We start from the raw sequence: 24,094 nt of genomic DNA, 5'->3' as shown, positions 1-24,094 counted from the left end.
GAAAATACATGATGGAAAACGTATCTGAAACCAATTTTGGCGGGAATGAAATCATTTTGAAAAATCAGCTTGTCAAGTCGGCCATTCTTCCACAGAGTTCTCGTGAACTTACCCGGAATATCACAATTCAGGGGGAGACGCAGATTGAAGGTGCTGTATATGCCGAGAAAATTGATGTGACAGGTGGAAATGTCACGTTCAAAGGACCTGTTTTTGGCAACAGTGAAGTTCATCTTGCCAATGATCTCAAGGCCCCGGTTGTTTTTCAGAAGGCAGTGGCATCAGCAGATACAATTGCTGCATTAAGCGTTTCTCAGCACATGATTTTTCAGTCTGATATCAATGCAAAAACAGTACGTCTGAAAAACTGTTATGTTGGCGGCAGTGTTTTTGCAGATACGGTTTATCTGGAAAATTGTGTTGTACTTGGCGGTGTTTTCGGGACAAAGGAAATTACAATTGCCAGCTGTATGATTGGTACATTTCATGCACCATCTGTTGAAATCTCCGGAACCAATTTTGATCTGTATCCTGCCTGTTTCTCGGTTGAACCAATTGATGCTCTTCCTGAGGCAGTGCTGTATAACCTTTCACTGGCTGATCTGGGATCTTTGTATAAGGGTGACAAGGAAAAAGAGAATACGGGGAAAATCAAAGTGGATTTCACAAATGACTGCCAGAAGATGATGCTTGTTGGTGACCATGATGAGACGACGGTGGTGCTCAGCTATTCGGTTTCATCCCGTGTGCTGGCAGCTGATATGGTAGATTTTAACAAGATGGAGAATCATTTCCTGATTGAAGCAGGTGCTCTCGGGCCCCAGATCCTGAAGGTGTATTCTCTGACGAAAGAAGATGGCACAAAATCACAGCCTCTGACAGTTGAGAATATTGCTTCATTCATGTTTGACATTCTTTGCGGGAAAATCCAGATATCTGAGATTGCAGGTGAGGTCAGCTTTGATGATCTTGCCAGGAACTTTCATGCATAAACAGGCAGACAAGAAGTCTGTATCGGCCTGACGTTGATCAGGCCTTTTTCTTATGGTTTGGTATAATCTTGTGTGCATGGTGCAAAGTTTCAGAGAAATACATGATCAGGCAAGGAAAGAACATGTGCCGGTGATGAAGGATGACGGCATGGCTTTTCTTCTGGCCTGGCTGCGTGATCACAGTCAGGTGCGGGATATTCTGGAAATTGGTACGGCGGTTGGTTTATCCGCAATGGAGATGGCCAGTGTAAGATGGGACATGACAGTGGATACGCTGGAAGTCAATCCGGTGATGTATGAGCAGGCTGTTCAGAATGTACAGGCAGCCGGCTTATCTTCGCGCGTGCATTGTTATCTGTGTGACGGGGCTGCGTTTTCAACAGAGAAAATCTATGATCTTGTGTTTGTGGATGCAGCCAAATCGCAATACCGGCGGTATCTGGAACATTTCTGGGTGAATACCCGTTCTGGTTCTTTCTTTGTATTTGATAATCTGAACTTTCATGGCATGGTGGATGATGAGAGCCTGACTCACAACCGCTCCACGGTGCAGATGGTGCATAAGATCGGGGCGTTCCGAAAACATCTTTTAGCAGATGAGCGCTTTGATACCACGTTTTATCAGGATGTTGGCGATGGCATTGCCGTTGCTATGCGGAGGCAGTAGATGGAACATTTCAAAATGGTGCGCGGGGCACGCATTATCATGCGGGACTGGGTGAAGGTACATCCCGGTGATAAGATCTGCCTGGTAACATCGGTAAAGCACTATGGGGAAGTGCGTCTTTTACAGAATGCGGCGGAGGATCTTGGCGGGGTTGTCAGTATCCTGTTTGTAGAGCAGGAAGGCATCCATGTCGGGGATTATTTCGATATGAACCCGCAGATCTTCCGTCCTTATGATGTGATTGTCGGGGCCAGTGATTATTCGATCATTACGACCAGAGCAGCTGAGATCGCGGTTTCTTCCGGCAAGAAGATGCTGTCACTGCCATTGTCGGTGAATAACGGGGAGTCCATGCTTGGCTTTGACTTTATTACCATGGACGTGGATGAAACAAGGGTGCTGGCTGAGACAGCCATGGGGATGATCGGACATCCTTCTGAGGTACATATCACCACGCCATTGGGAACGGATCTGACCTTTTCAATGGCAGGACGTGAGTTCACGTTTTTCAACGGCACATTCTGGCCGCATCACAACTTTTCCTCGGCATCTTTTGAAATCTGTATTCCGATTGTGGAAACTGCAACGGAAGGGACACTTGTGTGTGACGGCAGTTTTGGTTATATTGGCAAAGTAAAATCACCTGTGCACATTCATTTCTCTTCCGGCCGCATTGACTGGATTGACGAGAGTGCGGAAGGCAGAAGGCTTGCGGATTATATAGCATCCTATCATGATGATCGTATGCTGGTGGGTGGTGAGCTTGGGATTGGTCTCAATGACAAGAGCCGCTGTGCAGGTGAGTGCTATATCGAGGATGAAAGCACTTATGGCACGTTCCATATCGGCCTTGGCAGGAATATCGGCCTGGGTGGGAAACAGAATGCCAGCGGTCACTTTGACCTTGTGACATGGCATCCGTGCATTTCCTTTGATGGCCGCATGGTCATGAAGGATGGCAGTCTGCTCATGCCGGAATGAAGTAAGGAAGGAATTGATGCGATGCGAAATCAGACGAAAACGATGATCCGGAAAGCCCTGATGGACCGGCTGAATAAAGAACCTTTAAGCAAGATTACCGTCCGTGCCCTGTGTGAGGACTGCGGCATCAATCATAATACGTTTTATTACTACTATGCCGATATCTATGCCATCATTCAGGAATACTTTCAGGAAAATCTTGAGGATGTGATTGCAGCATATGATGAGACTGCTTCCTGGGAGAAGTCGTTTCTGGTGGCTTCGCGGCCGGCTCTGGAAAACAGGGTGGCGCTTGATCATGTGTATCATTCCATCCGCAAGGAAGATCTGGAGAACTATATCTACAATGTCAGCGGCGGGATTATGATCCGCTTTGTCAACAGTATTCATCCTGAGCTTGATGCGGATCAGAAGGACAGGAATCTGATTGCGCATTTCTTCCGGTGTGCACTGACGTCAATGGTACTGCACTGGATTGACGGGGGCATGAAGGAGAAGCCGGAATACATCATCAATCGGATCGGTTTTCTGATGGACGGCTCGATTGAAGAGGCGCTGCGGCGCTCTGCAGATGAGAAGAAGCAGAGAAATTTAGACAAATGATACGGAGTCTCTGATTTTCAGAGACTTCGTTTTTTGTGTCTGAAGGCATCTGAGGCTGAAACCGATATCATACAGGTACAAACGATATGCAAACAAGGAGGTCAAGATGGACTATCATATCAAATCAAAAGATCCAAGACTGCATTTCTATTCTGGTGATTATGATGCATTGATTCATACCCGCAAGCCGAAGGGCATTGATGACAAACGGGCATATCTGATTGGCACTGGTATTGGTGCACTGGCTTCAGGCTGCTTCCTGGTCCGTGATGCGCACATGGACGGCTCCAAGATCACATTTCTGGAACAGCTTGATCTGCCGGGCGGCTGCCTGGATGGCAAGGTCATGTCGAATATTGGTTATGTTGCCAGAGGCGGCCGTGAAATGGGCCATCACTTCGAAGTTCTGTGGGACCTGTTCCATTCTCTGCCATCTGTAGAGGATCCGAATGTGTCTGTGCTGGATCATCTCTATTACATCAACAAGGATGACCCGAACTTCTCCAACTGCCGTATTACGACAGACTGCGGCAAGCGCTATGACAATGGCAAGTTCAACCTTGGTCAGAAGAATGCCATGGAACTGGCTAACTTCCTGATGATGAGTGATGAATCGCTGCAGGACAAGTCCATTGAGGAAATCTTCTCGGATGATCTGCTGCATTCTGATTTCTGGTGCTACTGGCGGACGATGTTTGCCTTTGAAAACTGGCACAGTGCCCTTGAGATGAAGCTGTATATGAACCGCTTCATCCATCATGTCGGCGGTCTGGCTGATCTTTCTGCCCTGCAGTTCTGCCGCCGTGACCAGTTCACAGACTTTGTCACCCCGATGATCAATTATCTCAAGGCTGCCGGCTGCAACTTCAGGTATGGCGTGACAGTGACCAATGTGGAGTTTGAGATCACCGATACCAAGAAGGCTGCCCGCAGGATTGTTGCCCATGATAAGGATGGCAATGACTGCAGCATTGATCTGACTGACAATGATCTGTGCTTCATTACAAATGGTTCCATGACGGAGTCTTCTTCCTATGGTTCTACCGACAAGCCGGCACCGTGGGATCCGAAGCTGGGCGGCTGCTGGGAGATGTGGAAGAACATTGCCAGACAGTCTGATGAATTCGGCCATCCTGACAAGTTCTGCGGCAATCCCCAGAAGTCCAAGTGGGAGAGCTGCACGATCACCGTTTCTGATCCGCGCATTGTCAAGCTGGTTGAAAATATCACCAAGCGTTCTCCGTATGGCGGACATATCTGCACCGGCGGTATTGTGACGGCCAAGGATTCCGGCTGGCTGATGAGCTGGACGATCAACCGTCAGGAACAGTACTATGGCCAGCCTGAAAAGGATTTTGAGGTCTGGGTATATGGCCTGTTCGTTGATACGCCAGGCAACTACATCAAGAAGTCCATGCAGGAGAGTACCGGCCGTGAGATTACCGAAGAGTGGCTGTATCACATTGGTGCACCGGTGGATCAGATTCCAGAGCTGGCTGATACATGCCATGCGATTCCGGTCATGATGCCGTTCATCACCAGTATGTTCATGCCGCGTGCCTTTGGTGACAGACCGTATGTTGTTCCGAAGAATGCTGTGAACTTTGCCTTCCTTGGCCAGTTTGCCGAGACTCTGGATGAGCCGGGCCGTGATACCGTATTTACCATTGAGTATTCCGGACGTACAGCTATGGAAGCTGTCTACATTCTGACTGGTGTGGAAAGAGCTGTGCCGGAAGTCTTTGCCAGCCGCTATGACATCCGCTATCTGCTCAATGCAGCAAGTGAGATGCTGGATGGTGAAAAGCCTGAGATCAAGCTGCCGCTGCTTGTGAGAAAGCAGATTGAGAAGAAGATCAAGGGTACGGATATTGAGCTGATGCTCAAGGAATATCACATTATCTGAGTTATTTGGCGCCGGCTGCTGTATGAGAGCACTTTCATCTGCAGCCGGTGCTTTCTTGTGTTTATGAAGGAGAATGATCATGGAAAAACTGTCAGTGGTGGAACAGAGAAGACGGGCGTGCCTGCGCTCTGGTGATGAGGATCATACTGAGGTTGGCAAAGCCTATGCGGAGTATGTCCGCAGGAGTCAGAAACAGGCCGCCAACCGGCTGGATGAGATTGCGATGGAGCAGGCATATGAGCAGCTGCTGTTACAGATGGAACAGGAAAGCTCGCGCAGTTACAGTGTGAATGGCATCCGCCGTTCGACTGCGGCCAGCCGCCGGCATGCAGGCAGGCTTCTGGGCCTGCGGAAACAGGAAGAAGCGATGGCTGCCATTGATCCTGATGCCTTCTATGTACTGCATGCCCGCCAGATTCTGCAGGATATCAATGATGAACGGGATGGCCGCCTTGTAAAAGTGCCATACCTGCAGCGGGCCATGAAACAGATCTCAGATTCTCTGTCAGCGGGCATTCCGGTCTATCTTGTCGGACATCTTGGCAGCGGCAAGACCCAGCTTGCCCTGGAGGCAAGCCAGGAGCAGATGCAGCACCGTCTGCGGATGTCTTTGCTGCAGAAAAGCCTGCTTGCATGGCGTGATGCACATCCCGGTGCATCACGCAGCGATGAACTTGCCTGGTTCTGCCAGGTGTATCCTGACATTGAAAAGCAGGTGCAGAATACGCCATGCCATCCATACTTTATTTCCGGTTCTCACAATCTGACGGCCCAGGATATGTTTGCTGAGAAGACATTGAAGCTTGCCCATGCAGGCTCAACAGAATCGTATGGGGAGCAGCTCAATGGCCTGCTGAATGACTTTGAGCAGTTCCTGGAAGCGAACAAGGAACGGCTTGATGCGATGAATCCGCAGCAGCAGATGGAGCTGATGTTAGCAGGATGGAAGACGTATTCCAGCATGTATATCAATGAGAACAGCGGCTTTGGCACGGTTGTAGAGAAAGTCGAAAAAGAAGTACTGAAGGCATTGAAGGAAGGCAGGCCGATCATCATTGATGAGATCAATACGATTGCCATGCCGAATCTGATTGCTTTGAATGATATTCTGCAGCATCATGCCGGTCAGTCTGCCTATATTACCGGTATTGGCACGGTGAAGATTGCGGACGGGTTCTGTCTGATCGGGACGGGCAATCTGTCTACCGGCACCGTGTCCTATGAAGGCACCAATGTGCTCAATCCGGCCTTTCAGTCCCGCTTTACCACGATTGCCTATAACTATGTGCCGCAGAGTACGGAAGGTACATTGGCACAGCAGAAAGATCCAGGCCAGAATGAATTGTTCCGGCTGGTCATGGAACATCTGTGCAATGATGACGGCAGCCTGGATCTGCCGGTTCCTTCTCTCAGTATAGATGCCCTGTGGCGGTTTGCGCAGCTTGCACGCATGTCACAGCTGATCTTTGAGGGCAGAAGCTCTGTCAGTGAAAACGGGGATGTGCCGGTGCTCAACGAGGCAGTGCTGTCTATCCGCAGTATCATCCATGTTCTGGATACATGGAACTTTGGGGAAGAGATGGATCTGTCCATGGCACTCTGGTATGGCTTCCTTTCTTCGGTGACAAACAATGATGACCGCAATCTGCTGTTGTCTCTGGCGGTGCGCTATGGTTTCTTTGCGGACAATGACGGCTGGCATGTACCAGCCAGATCCAAGGGCGAAGCAGGATTGACGATGGAGGATATCCGTACGGCGGCATACAGCCACGAGATTGCACCGCTGGAACATCTGTCCCGCCAGGATGTCGTGACACTGCTGTTTGGCAAAGGACCGGCTAGGAAATCTTTGTCGGATGAATTTGCCGGAAAGATTGAGATTGATGAAGATGTTGACATGCAGGCAAAGGATCTGATGGCACAGGATGGAAAGATCCGCGATCTGGAACACGGCGCTGCGATTCTGGACAGTCTGGGAATGCAGAAATGACACCGCCGGAGCTGAAAAAACAGATTTCTGTATTGCGTAAGAAGCTGCATGCAGAGATGCGTACCGGCATGATGGATTCTTCTTTTGCAGAGCAGTTGGATACGCTGTGGAAAGAAGAGATGAAGATGCTGGAAGAGGCATTGCCGCAGTATCGGCAGAAGGCGTTGATGACAAAGGATCTTTGCGCAGCGAAAGAAGTGGTAGTGAAGGATCTTTCACATCTGAAGGAGTGTGATCTGGATTCATCTGTGTATGCGCTGTGTGAGAAACTGAAGGATACAGAACTGGAGGACATTGCGGATCCGCCGGCTGAGATTCCGGGTCGCAATGGCAATGTAATCATGACGCTGCAGAATGGGAAAGTGTGCTTTGTATTCACGGATGAGGGCAGTGTGTATCTGCAGGAAAAGAATCTTGGTACATGGACATGCCGCCCGGTGCCATTGTTTACTGACGTACTGTGTGACAATGGCATTCTGGAGAGTGATTCGTCGTGTTTGATCCGTGATCTGGATGGCGGTGTGCAGCGGCTGTCTTATGCAAGAATTGATACGGTTGAAAAGCTGATGAAGGTGAAACTGTATGGGTGAGATCACGAAGGAAACATGTGAGGCGCTGCTGGCCAAAGAGCAGCGGATGTTAACACTGTTTTCTGGTGATCAGCGGCTGATGTATGAAGTGTCTGATCAGCAGGAAACCTTTGTGCTGCTGCCTGATGAGCAGCGGGTCATTGTGCCGCTTGCCTTCTTTCAGGACAAAGGCCTGGATGAAAGTGAGCTGCTGTATCATCTGTACAGTACACTGGCACTCTATCCGGATGAGCAGAAGTATCCTTCCCTGTATCTGCACCGGACAGAGCAGTTTGAAAACGCATGTGAGAAGATCACGTCCTGCTATCTGCAGAAGGCGGCTTCTTTTGGCTTACAGGATGATCCTGGCTATGCGCCTTCGATTGTGTATGCCAGCGTGCAGAATGCGCTGTCTGCGTTTCTGGATGCCGTGGATATCTGGGTATCAGATCTGCTGGTGCAGATGAAGGCGCCGGTATATCGTGAGGCTGTCATGAAGCAGAAGATCGGGAAGATGCTGCTGTGGGAGGGCGGCTTTCCGCAGGAAAATGATGATGTACGCACGCATGAGGATCTTGGCGGTGCATTGTTGCAGGTGGAATACGATGGCCCGGACAGCATTTCCAATCCGCAGCTGAAGGACTTTCTGCAGGAAAGCGTGCTTGGCATGAGCCGCTATGATTTCCTGCGGCATTCTGTGCTGCAGGAAGTGCTGGATCAGCAGGGGATCAAGGAGCGGAATGATCTGTTTCAGACGTTTCTTGTACCGGGCTGGGTGATGCTGTTTGAGAGTGATATCAGCCGCATGAAGCTGGCGAAAACTGCATCACGCAGTGAACAGAGTGAGCCGCAGAAAAATGCGAAGAAGTCCCATGGTCCTGCTATGAGCGCAGATCATAAGAAAAACATGCTGCAGCAGCTGGAACAGAGCCAGATGAAGAAGGCAGTGGCAGCGAAAACCCATGGGCAGAAGGAACTTGAAGCATTTGGCGTACAGTCGGATGATCTTGCCCTGTTTACGCATTATGAGCATCAGGTACAGCCTGCAAGGCAGAAGATGAAACAGTTCTGGCAGAAGCTGTTTGGTGAGGCTGGCCGTCAGGTCAGCATCAGGCAGACCGGCCAGAGCAAGGGCTATCTGGATGTGGACGAGCTGATTGGGTCATGGTGTGACTTTGTGGAGGCACAGCAGAAACAGAATTACCGTGATCTGCATATCTTTGCGAATGATCTGCTTGTGTCTGTGCCGAAAGTTCTGCCGCAGTATCTGGATATTTCGTTTGTGATTGACAATTCAGGATCGATGCGTTCTGGGAAGCTGGAAAGTGCCCGGGAAGCACTGGCGATTGTGCTGCTGTCACTGCAGGATTTCCAGCAGTTTCTGGATGCGAATGCGGCTAGGACGCATCAGCAGACAAAGGTGCAGATTGAAACGTGGCTGTTTGGCTCGGGAAGCCATCGGGTGATGTCTTTTGATGATGCCGGGTTCAAGAAAAAAGCGGATACGATGCTTTCTGTTACCCGTCTGCGTGGGGATGGGGGTTCTACGGATGATGGTGCCTGCCTGCAGGAGGTGCTGAAACAGATTACGCCGATCCAGGAGCGTGAAATTGAAAGCGGCAAACGGATCCGGCTGCTGTTTGAAGTGACAGATGGTGCCTCTTCGTTTCCTGGTGCTGCCAGAAAGACCGTGGAGAAGTTAAAGAAGAAAGGTGTGGAGATTCAGGCAATTGAGATCGGTCCGGACGATCCGGAGGCACGCAGAATCTTTGACTTTATCTTCTCTGATCATGGTACGTTCCTTGGCACAAAGACGGATGATCTTCCATCTGTGCTGATGGCAGCAGTGGCCAGACAGATGGTATCCATCTTTCACCATTCAAAATAAAAAACCGTGCGGATGCACGGCTTAGAACTTGCCTGATGAGTGTGAGAAGCCAGAGCTGTTGACACTGGTGCCGCCATGGTCATCATTGCGGGGAATGTGTGTAACAGTCCGGGTAATATGGGTGAAGATATCCTGCCTTCTTGTCAGGTTCAGATGACCTGTGGCATAGGCATCGGCGGAAACGGCGATGCCTTTTGTTTTGTTGCGGGAAGCAATGGCCCACACAATCAATAATGCAAGAAGCGGCGGCACACCAAACAATAGAAACAGGTCGAAGCCGGAAAAGCCTGCAGATCTGCTGCCTGCATTCTGCTCAGACATGGGTGAATACATCTGCAGCTGATACTCTGTCTCCGATAACATTGCGTCCAGGCCATCATACCAGTCATCCTGGCGGAAGTAAGCAAGCATCTCATCTTCGATCTGATCCTTTGCATGGTCTGTAAAGATATCATTTGCCCTGCTGCCGTATGCAGCAAGATCATAGTCTCTCTGATCAAAGGACATCACCAGCAGCAGGCCGTCATGATCATTGCCGATACCAAGATCTTCACCTGTATAGATAGTTTCAGCATAGTCTTCAATCGATGCAGAACCATCCATATCCGGTTTCAGGCGGATATAGATGCCAACCTTACTGGTGTCTGTTATGGTCTGAATCTGGCTGTTCAGGGCATCTATTTCTTCCTGGGTGAGAACACCTGCATCATCTTTTACCCATTCTGTATTGTCTGCATGACCCGGAATGATGCTCAGAACACACAGCATTACTGCAATCAGGATTTTCTGCAGTTTCTTCATGCGGCACCTCCGATGGCACTGATCAGCAGGAACATGACCACCATCAGTGCGGCGGTAATGATCACAAAGGTGAGAATCACCTTTGTCCAGTCCAGGGGAAGGTCATCAGAGACCATTCTGCCATTCTGGCCGTTCATGGCAAACAGGTAGGGCTTGCCATGATACCGTGTGGCAAGCAGCCATACTGGCAGAAAGATGTAATCTGTACCAGTTCTGGCTGTCTGGGTATTTTCGTGGATAGGAATACATGTTTCATAACCGATGCATGATTCCTGACAGGCTCTGCAGGTGGAATGTTCCATGCGGGTTTTGGCCCGTGGAAAGTCCTTGTTTTCATCGACGTCATAGCGGTCCGCAAGATAGCCTGCCATGTAGGACATTTCAAATGGCCTGAGCTGCTGGAAGTCATAAGGTTCCAGGGCATCCATGAATTCATCCGGCATCTTGCTGGAAGCATCGGCTGGGACACGGGAAAACTGCATCGTGCCTTCCCGATCAAGATGGAAGTGGCTCGTTTCTGTGATCTGATCATCCCCTTGCACAAAGACTCTGGTGCGGGTGGCTTCATAGGCTGCCTGGATGGCAACTGTGCCGTTATACAGCCAGAAGGGAACATAGACACCTTTGATGTCTTCTATGTGGTTATCATTGCGGAATGCCTTGGGCAGGAACGGCTTGCCTTTGTAGAATGAAGCAAGCTTGTCTTCTGCATCTTTCTTGTTCAGCTGAAAAGGCAGAACAGAAGAGGGACGCAGACTGCCGGCAAACTGGGATGGTATCAGGGTGGGATTGTCACAATACGGACAGCTTGTGGCGGCTGTGTTTTCATCGCACATGATCTGCGCACCGCAGGAAGGACATGTATATGCTTTTAAGTGCTTGATTTCGTCCTTGCTGAAGGTGTCAGGGGCAGTGACATGAATTTCTGTGTCCGTCTGCGTGGGTGACTCTTTTTCTTTGAATGTATCCGGAGAAAAGGAAGAGCCGCAGTGGTCACAGACAAGTTTCTGTGACTTGCTGTCAAAATGCAGCGGCCCGCCGCAGTTGGGACATTTGTAATTGACAACGGATTCACTCATTGTCTGACTCACGCAGGTTTCTTTGTGCCGCAGTTAGAGCAGAAACTGCCAGTGTTTTCCTGGTGGCAGGTCGGACAGATCCACTTGCCGGATGGCCGTTTTGTTCCACACTTGGAACAGAAGTTGCCGGTATTTGTGGTGCCGCAGTTTGGACAGGTCCATGTATTGGCAGCTGTATTTGCAGTGTTATTTGCGGCTGCCTGCTGGTACAACTGGCTGGCACTGGTGCCGGAGCCTGCCATATTCATGCTCATGAAGCCCATAGCAGCGCCATTGCTGTTATTGGCTGCATCCTGCATTGCCTGTGCCTGGGCACCGACAAGCGTAGCTGCGGCCAGATTCTGATCGGTATAGGCCGCATTGCGCTGCATCTGCTTGAGCATCTTTTCATCTTCCGGATCTGCAGAGATGCTTGCAATGGCAACAGAATCAATGGCAATGCCGCGCTTTGCACTCCATGAATCCTTCAGTTGCTCTTTAACAGCATTGGTCAGTTCAACGGTCTTGCCAGGCAGCTGGGAATAGCGGATGCCTGTTTCAGAAATTTTTGCAAAGGCTGGCTGCAGGACATTCAGCAGCTCAGATTTCAGCTGGCCGGAGATTTCGTCCACTCTGTATTCATCCTTGAAGTTGCCGGCGTTGTTAGTATAGAAGCGGATCGGATCTGCAATCCGGATGGAATAGGAGCCAAAGCAGCGTACAGAGATATCGATGTCAATGCCCGCTCTGGCATCAATGACACGGAACGGAACCGGATTGGGTGTGCCGAACTTCTGGCCGGTCATTTCCTTCGTGTTGAAGCAGTAGATGCGCTGGTCAACAGCAGCCTGACCGCCATAGGTAAAGCGTTTGCCAAATTCATTGAAGGCGGCTTTGATGCCTTTGCCAAGATCACCGCACAGAATGGATGGTGCCACCGTATTGTCATAGGTGTAGATACCAGGCTCTGCGACAATATCAACAACCTGTCCCTGTTCCACAATGATCATGCACTGACCATCGGCAACGGCAACGGTAGAACCATTGGTAATGACATTGTCATTGCCATGGTTGAAGCCTCTGCCTTTCTTAGTGCACTTGACGGCAATGACATCATCTCCAAGTGCATCTACACTGAAATATTCCTTCCACTGATCACGCAGTACAGAACCTGCGGACATCGCTGCTGCAAGAATAAATCCCATGATCGTCTCCTTTGCCAGATAACTGGACTTTGTTTACCATTAGACTAGCAAAGCCGTCTTCTGAATTCAATCCCACTAGCGCCGCATGGCTTGCGGTGAACCTGGAGATTTATTAGAATACAGATGGAAAAGGACCGCCGATGACGGGTGACCCCTCCGATTAACTAGCAGGCCGCTAATCGCTCGGAATGATCATGCGGTCTTTTTTTTGAATCGTTATTTGATCCAAGTGATATGGCCTGTATCACTAACATGGCTGTCTGTATGACAACAATGATGATCTCATAAGGACTCATAGGCTCCGCCTCCTGATGCCTGGCATCGTGATAGAAGGGACATCACGCTTCTAACTTCATGTGCGTGCATTGGAGGGAACCAACCGCCACCGTACTGGTGATCCACAGTAGACAATAAACTGCCTGCCATTTTTATATGCTCTGGAAAGAACTGAGTTCCCTGCCTGAATTTGAAAAGATTTGAGAGGTGCTTGTAAAGTGGAAACGGCAATATGTGTTAGTTTTATGTAAAAATCTGCGCATCGGTGGAGCATAATGCGGCTGATTTGAAAAATGAAAAATATTTGTGATTTGAAAAATGAAAAATATTTGTTGCAAGATGGGTTGCAGTGCCGTATACTATTAACGCACGCCTTAATAGCTCAGTCGGCAGAGCACCTGGCTGTTAACCAGGGTGTCACAGGTTCGAGCCCTGTTTAAGGCGCCATCAAAGAGAATTGGCTGAAAATGCTGATTCTCTTTTTTGCGATGTAGGATGATTGGAACAGGAAAGAGCCAGATGCATGCCGGCAGGTACTTTGGGTGAAGTATACTAGTGGATATGGAAAATGATTTGAATGAAGAATATCGAATTCCATGGAACCGGCTGGATCATACCGGGATGTTTTTGTCAGCCAATCGATATATGACAACAGATGTGCTGGCACAGCTTGGGGTGGTGATTTCTCTTGTTTTGTCTGTTTTCCAGATATGGTTTCTTGCCTGCGCGGGCGGTTTCTTCCTGCTTTTTGTACTGGTGCGGCTGCTTGTGCATTTTGATCTGGGCAGTGTGGATGAGAGTGTTTCATCTGTTTTGCATGCCAGTGAGAAGATTTGGCTGGTGCAGGGAGAGAAACGCTATGAATGCCATATTGTTTCCCGGACACCGTTTCCTTTTGCGGGTGGAATGGTGCTGCGCTGTGGGAGCTTGACACTGATTCTTTCTGATCGGGAGGTTGTGGTGATGGAGAAACATCGCTGTGCCGGTATCCTGAAGGGCGATTTGTCTGTGCGGATGGATGCGGTCATGAAAAAAGAAGAGAACATGGTGGCAAAGGATGCACGCGTGATTACCGAAGGCGTTCATCCGGTCTGTCTGTATGGCCGGATCCGTCTTTCTTCTGTGCATTGCCAGCTTTCTCTTCTGTATTCTCATCTGGCGTGATGGTCTGGATATTTCTTTTTCATGGTGAAGCCGCGACCTTCTACCTGTGAAACACGGGAGACGATGACAAAGGCAGCCGGGTCCATGCGGCGAATAATTTTTTCGATGGCGGGCAGTTCGCGGTTGGAGATGATGGAGAGCAGCAGTTCCTGCTGTTCCTGTCCATAGCCGCCTTTGGCATCCAGCATGGTGACGCCGCGGTCCATTTCCTGCAGGATTGCCTGCCGGATTTCATCCGTCTTTTCGGAGATCACTTTCACTTCTGTTTTTGCGGTGCCGGATAACAGCAGCTTATCCAGTGTGAGGGTGTAGATCAGTACGATCAGGATGCCATAGAGCACTTCTTCCGGGGTGTGCAGGAAAGCCTGGAAGATCAGGATGGCAAAGTCAAAAGCATACATGGTGGCAGATACGGGCAGGTTAAAGAGCTTGTTGAGAATGAGCGGCGGGATATCCATGCCGCCGGTGGAGGCACCTTCACGGATGACCAGGCCAAGGGAGAGGCCGATGCCAAGGCCTGCAAAGATGGCATTTAAGATCGGTGTGGTGGTCAATACGGTGTTTTTCAGTGTCTGTTCAAACAGGGACAGGGATAACGGGTAGACAAAGGTGGAAAGAATGGTTGTCAGGGCGAATTTCTTTCCCAGTACAAGCCATCCCAGGATGAGCATGATGATATTGAAAATCAGAACAAACAGGGAGACGGAGAAACCGCTGATGGCATTGACAGCCAGAGCGATACCGGTGGTGCCGCCGGTCAGCAGGCCGGAGTGGACCAGGAACAGCTGGACGCTGAGGGCATAGAGCATATTGCCAAGAATAATAATCAGAATGGATTTGACTTGTTTCATAGAGCCTCCCGCAATCCAGCTTATTGTACTTTTGTTTCGAGGTTTGGCAAATGGGCAAAATGCTGGAAAGTCAATGCATATTTCTTTAGTGTGCTATGTGTACAGAATCGCTTTGTTTGTCCTGTAAGCCTATACATTTGCAAAGAAGTTGTGACAGGCGGTACAGATTTGACAAGTCGCGCAAAATGTAGATGCCATTTTGTGGACAATGTGACAAAATAATGAGCGATAACCTGTATATATGGCCTTGTCATACAGCCATATATGGATAGAGGGGAGAGAACGATATGGCATCAATGAAGGAAAATATCTCGCATGCAGCAGAGAGACAGGCTGTGTCTCTGGTTGCAGACCAGCTTGTAAAGAAGGTAAAGAATACAAAGGATTACCAGGAGCGTTCAGAAGTATATCTGAAGATTGTCGACATGGCTGAGAAGTTCTACAAGGACGCAAAGCCGGAGACATTTGAGAGAGTCCGGAAGTATGTTTCCAATCCTGATAACCGCTGGATGAAGATGATCAACAGCATGATTGATGATGCGGATCCGCATTATGCAAAGATGATGCTGCTGAATCTGGGCTATGAGTCTTTCTTCCGCGGCACGAAGATGATTCGTGAGAACCGTCAGAAGTATAACTGCAACATTCCCTGGCTCATCCTGTTTGATCCGACCAGTGCCTGCAATATGCACTGCATCGGCTGCTGGAGCGGCACCTACGGTCACAAGAGCTCTCTGACTTTTGATGAGATGGATAAGATCGTCACCGAAGGCAAGGAGCTTGGTCCGCATCTGTATATGATGACCGGCGGTGAGCCGATGGTAAAGTGGAAGGATATTGAGAAACTGGCTGAGAAGCACAATGACTGCTTCTTCGTCCTGTATTCCAACTCCACACTGATCAATGAGGATGTCTGCAAGAGAATTCAGCAGCTTGGCAATATCTCCTACATGCTTTCTATTGAAGGCTCTGAGAAGACAAATGATGAGCGCCGCGGCAATGGCCACTATGATGCTGTCATGAAGGCAATGGACCTGCTGCATAAGTATGGCATTATCTTCGGCACATCCATCTGCTATACAAAGGACAACATTGATGCAGTCACAAGTGATGACTTCTTCAATATGCTGGCTTCCAAGGGTGCCCACTATGGCTTCTATTTCCATCTGATGCCGGTTGGCAACAATGCTGTGCCTGAGCTGATGCCGACACCAGAGCAGAGAACTTACATGATCAAGAGAATCCGTGAGGTTCGTTCTGAGACATCCGACATCCAGTTCTTCCCGATGGACTTCCAGAACGATGGTGAGTTTGTCGGCGGATGCATTGCCGGCGGCAGAAACTACTTCCACATCAACTCCAATGGTGATGCGGAGCCGTGTGTCTTCATTCACTTCTCCAACACCAACATCAAGAACAACACGATCCTGGAGATGCTGCAGAGCCCGCTGTTCATGGCATACCATGAAGGCCAGCCGTTCAACCGCAACCATCTGAGACCGTGCCCGATGCTGGAAAACCCGGATCTGCTTGTTGAGATGGTTCACAAGACAGATGCCCATCAGACCAACATCGAGTCTCCGGAGAGTGTTGAGCATCTGTGCGACAAGTGCCGTCCGTATGCCGCTGCATGGAAGCCGGTAGCTGACAAGGAGTGGGCAGAAGAGAAGCATAAGAAGCCTGCTTATGAGAACTACACAGCTGAGAAGCGTGAACATCCGGAACTGGCTGCCTTTGAGCACGCTGATGGCACCAACCACATTGATATTGACATCAATGCACCGGAACAGAACAACCGCGCTTGATTGATGCATACGAAGAGAGTCCTGCGGGATTCTCTTTTTTTATCAGAGTGATGGATCTGTATTGCGGCGTGATGTTTCCAGTTGCGTTTGCTATGTTTCAAGGTTATAAAAAAGGGTACAGGAAACAGAATTGTATGAAAAAGAGAGTGGAGAAAAAACTGACAAGATATGAAAGAGCTGCCGTTCTGCACTATGTGATGGCACTGGTGTTCTTTGTGACAGTCTTCATGCAGGTGGTCTCCCTGTCATTTCGCGCTGCCATTCTGCCTTTGATCCTGGGTGCTGCCTCCCTGGTGATCGGCACCATTTATCTGTATTGTGATAAAAAGAAACTGGAAAAGAAATGCTGAGGAAGAGTTGATGGCTCTTCCTTTTTGAATGGGGCTATAATGAAATGCGGTCAGAAAGACAATGATCCAGATGGACATTGATCTTTGTTTTTGGCCATTTCTGTTTTGGTTCGCTGCATCCAGCAATGGAGCGGCAGGAGGTAAACATGACAAAAAACAAACAGAGAATTCAGCGGATGACGCTGGCAGCTTTCTTCGCGGGCATTGAGGTCCTGATGGCCTTTACGCCCATCGGCTACATTCCCATGGCAGGTCTTTCCATCACGACCATGCATCTGCCGGTTATTCTGGCAGGCATCCTGGGCGGTCCCGCCTTTGGTGCAGGGCTTGGCTTCGTCTTTGGCATGACATCATTGATCCGTGCCACCATGGAGCCGAGTGTGACATCCTTTGTCTTCTCTCCGTTTATTACCGTCGGCGGTGTTTCCGGCAACTTTGCTTCGCTGCTGATCTGCTTTGTGCCGAGAATCCTGCTTGGCGTGCTGTCCGGCTATCTGTACCGGCTGTTTCTGCGCCTGATGCATAAGAGTGTACCGGCAGCAGCTTTGAGTGCTGTGATCAATACCGTTCTGCATACGGCTGGCGTACTTGGCGGAATCTATATCTTCTTTGGCCCGCAGTATGCCAGTGCCCTTGGCACCGGCATGCAGGGGCTTGTTGTGCTTCTGCTTGGCGTTGTCTCCAGCAACATGGTTCTGGAGGCCATCCTGGCAGGTGTTGTGATTCCGGTGCTGGTCAGGGCACTGGCCCCCAGTGCGGTACGCATGGGACTCATGGAAAGAACTGCCTGAGCTGGCAGTATGAGGAGAAATGATGCACGGATACCTATTGGCGATTGATGCCGGCAATACACATGTACGCATTGGCTTGATGGATGAGGAAAAGATTATCTTTACGATACGGCTGAGCTCTCTGATGCCGCGTACGGCGGACGAATACTGGCTGGCGGTGCGGGATTTCCTGCAGGATGCCGGGATTGACAGAAAGCAGGTGGCCGGTGCCATCATTTCGTGTGTGGTGCCGGATGCACTACATGCCCTTGTCAGCTGTGTGAAGAAGTATTTTGATCTGGATGCGCTTGTGGTGGGACCGGGTATTCGTACCGGGATCTCGGTGCGCACTGACAACCCACGTGAGATTGGTGCTGATCGGATTGTCAATGCGGCCTATGGGCATGCCATGTACCCCCAGGGGGTAATTGTGGCAGACTTTGGCACAGCCGTAACCTATGACTATGTCTCTGCAGAGGGAATCTTTGCCTATACGCTGATTGCGCCTGGCCTTGATATCTGTGCACAGGCTTTGAAAAACAATACAGCCAAGCTGCCGGGCATTGCTCTGCAGATGCCATCCGGTATTCTCGCAAAGAATACGGTGTCAGGCATGCAGGCAGGCGTGATGTACAGCTATCTTGGCGGGGTTGAAAAAGTCATTGCGATGATGAAGCATGCCCTGCATACGGACTGTCCGGTGGTGGCTACCGGTGGTCTTGGCCGGATGATTGCATCAAATACGCATGCGATTGATACGTATGATCCGGATGTGGCATTCAAGGGGATGCGCATGATCTACAATCTGAATCAGAAGTAAAGATAGACAGAAATCAGGTGAATTCTGGTTTCTGTTTTTTAGTGCAAGCTTGTTGACAGATACCCTATGGGGGTATATAACAATTGCCGTGAAGGGAGATACCCCGGTGGGGTATAGGAGATATGGAAGGAATGGAGAAAGGATGTGCATGCAGTACGCGCAAGGTGCTGCGCAGTGAGCAGGAAAAGAAAGACCTGCTTGTGCGTCTGAAGCGTGTTGAGGGACAGATCCGCGGTATTGAGAAGATGGTTGAGAATGATATGTACTGTCCGGATATTCTCGTGCAGGTTTCGGCGGTGCAGAGTGCTTTGAACAGCTTCAACAAGGTGCTGCTGGCATGTCACATCAAGGGCTGTGTGGCGGATGATATCCGCGCCGGCAAGGATGAGGCAGTGGATGAACTGGTGACACTGCTGCAGAAGCTGATGAAATAGAAAGAGAGTCGTGTATGGAACAGTATATTGTAACGGGAATGTCATGTGCAGCATGCCAGAACCGTGTGGAAAAGGCAGTTGCCAAGGTGCCAGGCGTCAAGAGTGTCTCGGTGTCACTGCTGACCAACAGCATGGGTGTGGAAGGTACGGCAGATGATGCGTCAATTATCAAGGCAGTTGAGAATGCCGGTTATGGTGCGAAAAGGAAAGGCGCCGAGGCAAAGCAGTCTGCACAGAGTGAGATTGCGACTGAAGAGGATGCATTAAAGGACAGAACAACACCGGTATTGAAGAAGCGGCTGATCTGGTCGATCGTCTTCCTGGCAGCTTTGATGTATATCTCCATGGGTCATAACATGTGGAACTGGCCGCTGCCGGCATGGTTTGTGCATAATCACATGGCGCTGGCCATGACGCAGATGTATCTGGCGCTGATTGTGATGTATATCAACCGTAAGTTCTTTACTTCCGGTTTCAATTCGTTGATTCATGGCGCTCCGAACATGGATACCCTGGTGGCACTTGGTTCTTCGGTATCCTTCGGATGGTCATTGTTTGTGACGTATGAGATTGCCGGTATGTATGCACAGGGTGCAGATCCTGCCAGCATCATGAGCGTGTATCACAATGAGCTGTACTATGAAAGTGCCGCGATGATTCCGGCTTTGATTACGGTTGGCAAGCTGCTGGAATCTATCAGCAAGGGCCGTACGACCGATGCGTTAAAGAGTCTGTTGAAACTGGCGCCGAAGAAGGCTGTGCTGATGCGCAATGGCCAGGAAGTGGAAGTCGGCATTGAAGAAGTGCAGACCGGCGATGTGTTTGTGGTCAGGCCTGGTGAGAGCATCCCGGTGGATGGTGTGATTATTGAAGGCACCACTGCGGTGGATGAGTCTGCTTTGACGGGTGAGAGTATTCCGGTTGATAAGCAGGTCAATGATACCGTCAGTGCCGCAACGATCAATACGTCCGGCTTCATCAAGGCACGGGCTACCCGTGTTGGTGAAGATACAACATTGTCTCAGATTATTCACATGGTTTCTGATGCGGCTGCGACCAAGGCGCCGATTGCCCGTATTGCGGACAAGGTATCCGGCATCTTTGTGCCGGCGGTGATCATCATCGCTGCTCTGGTGCTTGTGGGCTGGCTGATAGCCGGACAGACACTGCCGTTTGCCCTGGCAAGAGCGATCTCTGTACTGGTCATTTCCTGCCCTTGTGCACTTGGTCTTGCAACACCGGTAGCGATCATGGTTGGCAATGGCATGGGTGCCAGGAATGGCATTCTCTTCAAGACAAGTGAGGCACTGGAGAATGCCGGCCGCACCCAGATCATTGCGCTGGATAAGACAGGTACGATCACAACCGGCAAGCCGGCAGTGACAGATGTTGTGGCAGCGGATGGTGTCAGTGAAGCAGATCTCTGGCAGACAGCCTATGCGCTGGAGAATCATTCAGAGCATCCGCTGGCAGCTGCCATTCGTGAAAAGGCAGAAGCGGATCATGTGAAACTGGCTGAAGTGCGTGACTTCAAGGCGCTCAGCGGCCATGGCTTACAGGCCGTGCTGGATGGCAAGCAGCTTTCTGGCGGCTCACAGAAGTATATTGGTACAGTCGCAGAGATTCCTTCTGCTTTGCGCAAGGCAAGTGAAGAGCTGGCTGGCCAGGGCAAGACACCGCTGTTCTTTGCCCGGGATGGCAAGCTGCTTGGTATGATTGCCGTGGCAGATACGATCAAGCCGGATTCTGCTCAGGCAGTCAATGAATTGAAGAATCTTGGCATTGAAGTTGTCATGATTACAGGTGATAACGAAAGAACTGCAAAAGCAATTGCCGCCAGGGCAAATGTGGATCATGTGATTGCGGGTGTCCTGCCGGATGGCAAGGAAGCTGAGATCCGTCGCCTGCAGAAGTATGGCAAGGTTGCAATGGTCGGTGATGGCATCAATGATGCCCCGGCATTGACAAGGGCAGATACCGGCATTGCGATTGGTGCGGGTACGGACGTGGCAATTGACAGTGCAGATGTGGTATTGATGAACAGCAAGCTGTCAGATGTGGCAGCGGCAGTCAGACTGTCGCGGGCAACATTGCGGAATATTCATGAGAATCTGTTCTGGGCATTCTTCTACAATGTGATCTGCATTCCGCTGGCAGCCGGCCTGTATGCATGGAAGATGAATCCGATGGTTGGTGCGGCAGCTATGTCGCTGTCCAGCTTTACGGTATGCATGAATGCCCTGCGCCTGAATCTGTTCAATATGCGCAGAACTGACAGGGATCATGCGATGAAGGATAAAGTGACACTGAATGATGAAGATTTCCATACGGAAAAGAAAGATACAGATCTTGGTACAGATAAGGAGGATAACAAGATGGAAAAGGTACTGCATGTGGATGGAATGATGTGTGAGCATTGCGAGGCGCGTGTGAAGAAGGCGCTGGAGTCTGTGGATGGTGTTGTCAGTGCAAAGGCAGACCGCAATGCCAAGACAGCGGTTGTTGAGCTGAGCAAGGATGTGGATAATGCTGCGCTCAAGAAGGCGGTCGAAGATCAGGACTACCAGGTCACAGGCATCGAATGAAGAAGATCCTGCAATTGCGGGGGATGATGTGTTCCTGTTGCGAGGTGCGGGTGGCCAACTGTCTGCGCAATGTGCCGGGGGTGAGTGATGCCGGGGCGGATTTTAATACGAATCAGGCCTGGATCATGTGTATTCCGGAGACAAGTGAAGCAGATCTGAAGGAGGCTGTGCGCCAGGCAGGGTATGAGCTGATTTCTATCAAAGATCCTGTATTTCATTGAGCAGTTTCACGGGAATGTCCAAATCAGTACTGGTAATTCGTACCTTCAAGGTGTATATTTGCACGGCGGGGAGTAAGGAATGCAATTAAATCTTGAAACTGATTATGGGATCCGGTGCATGCTGTTTCTGGCAGAGGCAAAGCGGTGCGTAACTTCGGTAGAAATGACCGAGAAGCTTGGTTTTCATACTGTTGAGCATACCCAGAAGATTCTGCGGAAACTGCGTGATGGGGGCCTTGTGAAGGTGAAACTTGGCAGCAATGGCGGGTATATGCTGGCCCGGGATGCCAGTGAGATATCTGTTCTGGAAGTGCTGAAGGCGATGGAGGAGACCATCTGCATCAACCGCTGTCTGGAGCCGGATGGCTACTGCAGCAGATATGCAACGTCGTACTGCCCGATGCACAAGTATTACAAGAAGGTGCAGCGGATGATGGAGTCAGTGTTTGCCGCTGCAACGATCCAGGACATTGTGGATGAAAACTTCCCGGAGGTGCCGGAGATCGTCACCCCGGTGAAAGTCAAGAACAAGGTAGATGCCTGAAGAGAATGTCAGAGTATAGCTGGCATTCTTTTTCTATAGCTTTTGGTAAATGTTAAGATTTTTTGAAAATGTCCCATCTTGTTATAAAACTTTGATGTATCACAATCATTTAGTTTTTTCTTCCGCCATCTCATTGAGAACTTTCTGAAGTTCTTTCTCGTTATTAACTGAATAGATTCTGTCGCGCTTCCGCTCCCCAACCTTCATGCATGTGTAATGCTTTCCATATCTTTCAATGTAGATCTCTTCAGTGATCGCATCTTCATAAACTGTAATACTCTGCTTCTGATTGAAGCGGACTACCTCTCCATCGCTTGTTACTGCTGTATACAGACTGTTTCCCATTGAGAATACGTTGTTCCTGATCTGCCTCGGATACTCAGCTCTGAAGATTTTTGAAGAGTTGAAGTCAGCGGGTATTGGACGGAACAGATCGTTCGGATCCTTCACCGGATATGAGAATTTCATATTCAGATAGAGCCGATATTTCCTGTTGAACCAGTCATTCAGAAGGTCATAGTTATGAGGAATCTTCCATCGAATCAAATCATTCGGGAGCCTCATCTGCGCGGTGCCGTTGTAGCGTTCCACACGTCCCTTTGCCTGGGAAGAATTGGCAAAGATCATCGTTACTCCCAGCTTATCCATCATTCTGGCAAACTGTGTCGGTGTACCTGCCTTAACGCTGCGAAACACTGAGAATTTATCCGAATACAGCGCTTCCGGAATACCGTAATTTTCCAGAACAAGCTTCATCATACGGGCATATCCGCGTGCACATTCTTCAGGCATGAAGTATCCTGCAAGCACTCTGGTACTGGCATCATCCACAGCAAGATGCAGTACATAGTCTCTTCCGTCATTGAACCAGTCGTAAGGAGTTCCATCAATCTGTACCAGTTCTCCCATATGTGCTCTTGGAGGCCTCGTTGAATGTGTGACGCGGGAGCCATCCATTCTGATCGGTTTATCTGCAGGGGACTTCCATCCTTCTCTGACAAACAGTTCACGGAACCAGGATTTGCTGCGTTCCTTCAGTCCATACTTCACCACGTCAGCTTCCATATGCTTGTTTCTGATGACGTCTTCCAGATAGATATCCCTGAATTGTGCTATGGTGATAGACGGATACGTCTTCTTAAGTCCCTCAAGGTACCTGATCTCTTGGTCGGAGGCAGTGGTTGCCGGCTTTCTTCCGGTATTGCCGTGAGTTAGGATAGCAGACGTATCCTTTTCCTTTCTTTCGGCAGACAATCGTTCAATCTGCTTCCTGCTGTAACCGCATTGATCAGCTATCCACTGGCATGTAATCTTTGGGTTTGAATCCCTCTGCTGCAGTAATTCCAGAGCCTTGACTTTGTCTTTGATCTTCTTCATCTGGATCACCTCCAGATGAATGCATTAGTTCGGAAGAAACATGAAATCAATGGGACATTTTCATTTGATCACGTGTGGGACATTTTCATTTAACTATGACAAATAGCTTTTGGTAAAATAAAAACAGCAGATATTTTGTCTGCTGTAAACAGGATCACCATACACGGTGGCGGTTGTCCCTCTTAAATCAAAGCATCCTTAGATGCCTCCCGGCAATGATGCCGGCAGGGTTTGTGA

General features: G+C 49.6%; 22 protein-coding genes and 1 tRNA gene. 18 read left to right on the top strand and 5 right to left on the bottom strand.

Features of this window, described 5'->3' with window-relative positions; translation table 11 throughout:
- The first annotated feature begins 8 nt into the window (after window positions 1–8).
- The 8 genes from DHU66_RS08285 (at window position 9) to DHU66_RS08250 (ending at window position 9,596) form a co-directional block, all read left to right on the top strand.
- Entirely contained in the window at window positions 9–992 is a 984-nt protein-coding gene (locus DHU66_RS08285) for a hypothetical protein (protein WP_108775482.1), read from the top strand.
- 76 nt (window positions 993–1,068) lie between these two features.
- Window positions 1,069–1,659, top strand: coding sequence for an O-methyltransferase (locus DHU66_RS08280; protein WP_108775681.1), 591 nt, complete (start codon window positions 1,069–1,071; stop codon window positions 1,657–1,659).
- Window positions 1,660–2,640 (top strand): 2,5-dihydroxypyridine 5,6-dioxygenase NicX family protein, encoded by a 981-nt coding sequence (locus DHU66_RS08275; protein ID WP_209451789.1) that lies wholly within the window; start codon window positions 1,660–1,662, stop codon window positions 2,638–2,640. It begins immediately after the preceding gene.
- A gap of 21 nt (window positions 2,641–2,661) precedes the next feature.
- Window positions 2,662–3,243, top strand: coding sequence for a TetR-like C-terminal domain-containing protein (locus tag DHU66_RS08270; RefSeq protein ID WP_209451788.1), 582 nt, complete (start codon window positions 2,662–2,664; stop codon window positions 3,241–3,243).
- Between the two features lie 106 nt (window positions 3,244–3,349).
- Window positions 3,350–5,149, top strand: a complete 1,800-nt coding sequence (locus DHU66_RS08265; protein ID WP_108775481.1) for an oleate hydratase — start codon at window positions 3,350–3,352, stop codon at window positions 5,147–5,149.
- 79 nt (window positions 5,150–5,228) lie between these two features.
- On the top strand, window positions 5,229–7,139 hold the full coding sequence (locus tag DHU66_RS08260; RefSeq protein WP_108775480.1) for a P-loop NTPase family protein: 1,911 nt from the start codon (window positions 5,229–5,231) through the stop codon (window positions 7,137–7,139).
- Window positions 7,136–7,729, top strand: coding sequence for a hypothetical protein (locus tag DHU66_RS08255; RefSeq protein ID WP_108775479.1), 594 nt, complete (start codon window positions 7,136–7,138; stop codon window positions 7,727–7,729). Before DHU66_RS08260 ends, DHU66_RS08255 begins: the two co-directional genes overlap by 4 nt.
- The gene (locus DHU66_RS08250) at window positions 7,722–9,596 is read left to right on the top strand and encodes a vWA domain-containing protein (protein WP_108775478.1); all 1,875 of its coding nucleotides are present in this window, start codon (window positions 7,722–7,724) and stop codon (window positions 9,594–9,596) included. Before DHU66_RS08255 ends, DHU66_RS08250 begins: the two co-directional genes overlap by 8 nt.
- A gap of 21 nt (window positions 9,597–9,617) precedes the next feature.
- Here DHU66_RS08250 and DHU66_RS08245 read toward each other — a convergent pair whose 3' ends face one another.
- From DHU66_RS08245 to DHU66_RS08235, 3 genes are read right to left on the bottom strand one after another with little or no spacing between them, the layout of a single operon-like run.
- Entirely contained in the window at window positions 9,618–10,397 is a 780-nt protein-coding gene (locus DHU66_RS08245) for a TPM domain-containing protein (RefSeq protein WP_108775477.1), read from the bottom strand.
- On the bottom strand, window positions 10,394–11,476 hold the full coding sequence (locus DHU66_RS08240) for a TFIIB-type zinc ribbon-containing protein (RefSeq protein ID WP_108775476.1): 1,083 nt from the start codon (window positions 11,474–11,476) through the stop codon (window positions 10,394–10,396). The genes DHU66_RS08245 and DHU66_RS08240 overlap by 4 nt, the downstream gene beginning before the upstream one ends.
- A gap of 8 nt (window positions 11,477–11,484) precedes the next feature.
- Window positions 11,485–12,660, bottom strand: coding sequence for an SPFH domain-containing protein (locus DHU66_RS08235; RefSeq protein WP_108775475.1), 1,176 nt, complete (start codon window positions 12,658–12,660; stop codon window positions 11,485–11,487).
- A gap of 647 nt (window positions 12,661–13,307) precedes the next feature.
- On the opposite strand from DHU66_RS08235, the gene DHU66_RS08230 reads away from it, so the two are divergent.
- Window positions 13,308–13,383, top strand: a tRNA-Asn gene (locus DHU66_RS08230).
- Between the two features lie 114 nt (window positions 13,384–13,497).
- Entirely contained in the window at window positions 13,498–14,100 is a 603-nt protein-coding gene (locus tag DHU66_RS08225) for a hypothetical protein (RefSeq protein WP_108775474.1), read from the top strand.
- Here the strand turns inward: DHU66_RS08225 and DHU66_RS08220 are convergent.
- Window positions 14,088–14,951 carry a YitT family protein gene (locus tag DHU66_RS08220; RefSeq protein WP_108775473.1) on the bottom strand — a complete coding sequence of 288 codons (864 nt, stop codon included), beginning with the start codon at window positions 14,949–14,951 and terminating at the stop codon, window positions 14,088–14,090. The two genes, DHU66_RS08225 and DHU66_RS08220, sit on opposite strands and share 13 nt — an antisense overlap.
- Window positions 14,952–15,238: 287 nt before the next feature.
- Here DHU66_RS08220 and DHU66_RS08215 point away from each other — a divergent pair, with 287 nt between their 5' ends.
- From DHU66_RS08215 to DHU66_RS08180, 8 genes are all read left to right on the top strand, one after another.
- Window positions 15,239–16,756 (top strand): radical SAM/SPASM domain-containing protein, encoded by a 1,518-nt coding sequence (locus DHU66_RS08215; RefSeq protein WP_108775472.1) that lies wholly within the window; start codon window positions 15,239–15,241, stop codon window positions 16,754–16,756.
- 134 nt (window positions 16,757–16,890) lie between these two features.
- Window positions 16,891–17,106, top strand: a complete 216-nt coding sequence (locus DHU66_RS08210; protein ID WP_108775471.1) for a hypothetical protein — start codon at window positions 16,891–16,893, stop codon at window positions 17,104–17,106.
- A gap of 146 nt (window positions 17,107–17,252) precedes the next feature.
- Complete coding sequence (locus DHU66_RS08205) at window positions 17,253–17,897, top strand: ECF transporter S component (RefSeq protein WP_108775470.1); 645 nt, start codon at window positions 17,253–17,255, stop codon at window positions 17,895–17,897.
- A gap of 19 nt (window positions 17,898–17,916) precedes the next feature.
- Entirely contained in the window at window positions 17,917–18,696 is a 780-nt protein-coding gene (locus tag DHU66_RS08200; protein WP_108775469.1) for a type III pantothenate kinase, read from the top strand.
- 131 nt (window positions 18,697–18,827) lie between these two features.
- A complete protein-coding gene (locus DHU66_RS08195) occupies window positions 18,828–19,130 on the top strand; it encodes a metal-sensing transcriptional repressor (RefSeq protein WP_209451787.1) in 303 nt (100 codons plus the stop codon).
- A gap of 14 nt (window positions 19,131–19,144) precedes the next feature.
- Window positions 19,145–21,715 (top strand): heavy metal translocating P-type ATPase, encoded by a 2,571-nt coding sequence (locus tag DHU66_RS08190; protein ID WP_108775467.1) that lies wholly within the window; start codon window positions 19,145–19,147, stop codon window positions 21,713–21,715.
- On the top strand, window positions 21,712–21,936 hold the full coding sequence (locus DHU66_RS08185; RefSeq protein ID WP_108775466.1) for a heavy-metal-associated domain-containing protein: 225 nt from the start codon (window positions 21,712–21,714) through the stop codon (window positions 21,934–21,936). The genes DHU66_RS08190 and DHU66_RS08185 overlap by 4 nt, the downstream gene beginning before the upstream one ends.
- Before the next feature lie 79 nt (window positions 21,937–22,015).
- Entirely contained in the window at window positions 22,016–22,480 is a 465-nt protein-coding gene (locus DHU66_RS08180) for an RrF2 family transcriptional regulator (protein WP_108775465.1), read from the top strand.
- Between the two features lie 105 nt (window positions 22,481–22,585).
- Here the strand turns inward: DHU66_RS08180 and DHU66_RS08175 are convergent, their stop codons facing one another.
- Window positions 22,586–23,857 (bottom strand): DDE-type integrase/transposase/recombinase, encoded by a 1,272-nt coding sequence (locus tag DHU66_RS08175; RefSeq protein ID WP_108775464.1) that lies wholly within the window; start codon window positions 23,855–23,857, stop codon window positions 22,586–22,588.
- Between the last annotated feature and the right edge of the window lie 237 nt (window positions 23,858–24,094).

Source organism: Lactimicrobium massiliense, from assembly GCF_900343155.1.
In the GTDB taxonomy this organism is placed as follows: Bacteria; Bacillota_I; Bacilli_A; order Erysipelotrichales; family Erysipelotrichaceae; genus Bulleidia; species Bulleidia massiliensis.
Note: the sequence above shows the minus strand (reverse complement) of the source record. Positions and strands in the feature narration are given on the sequence as shown.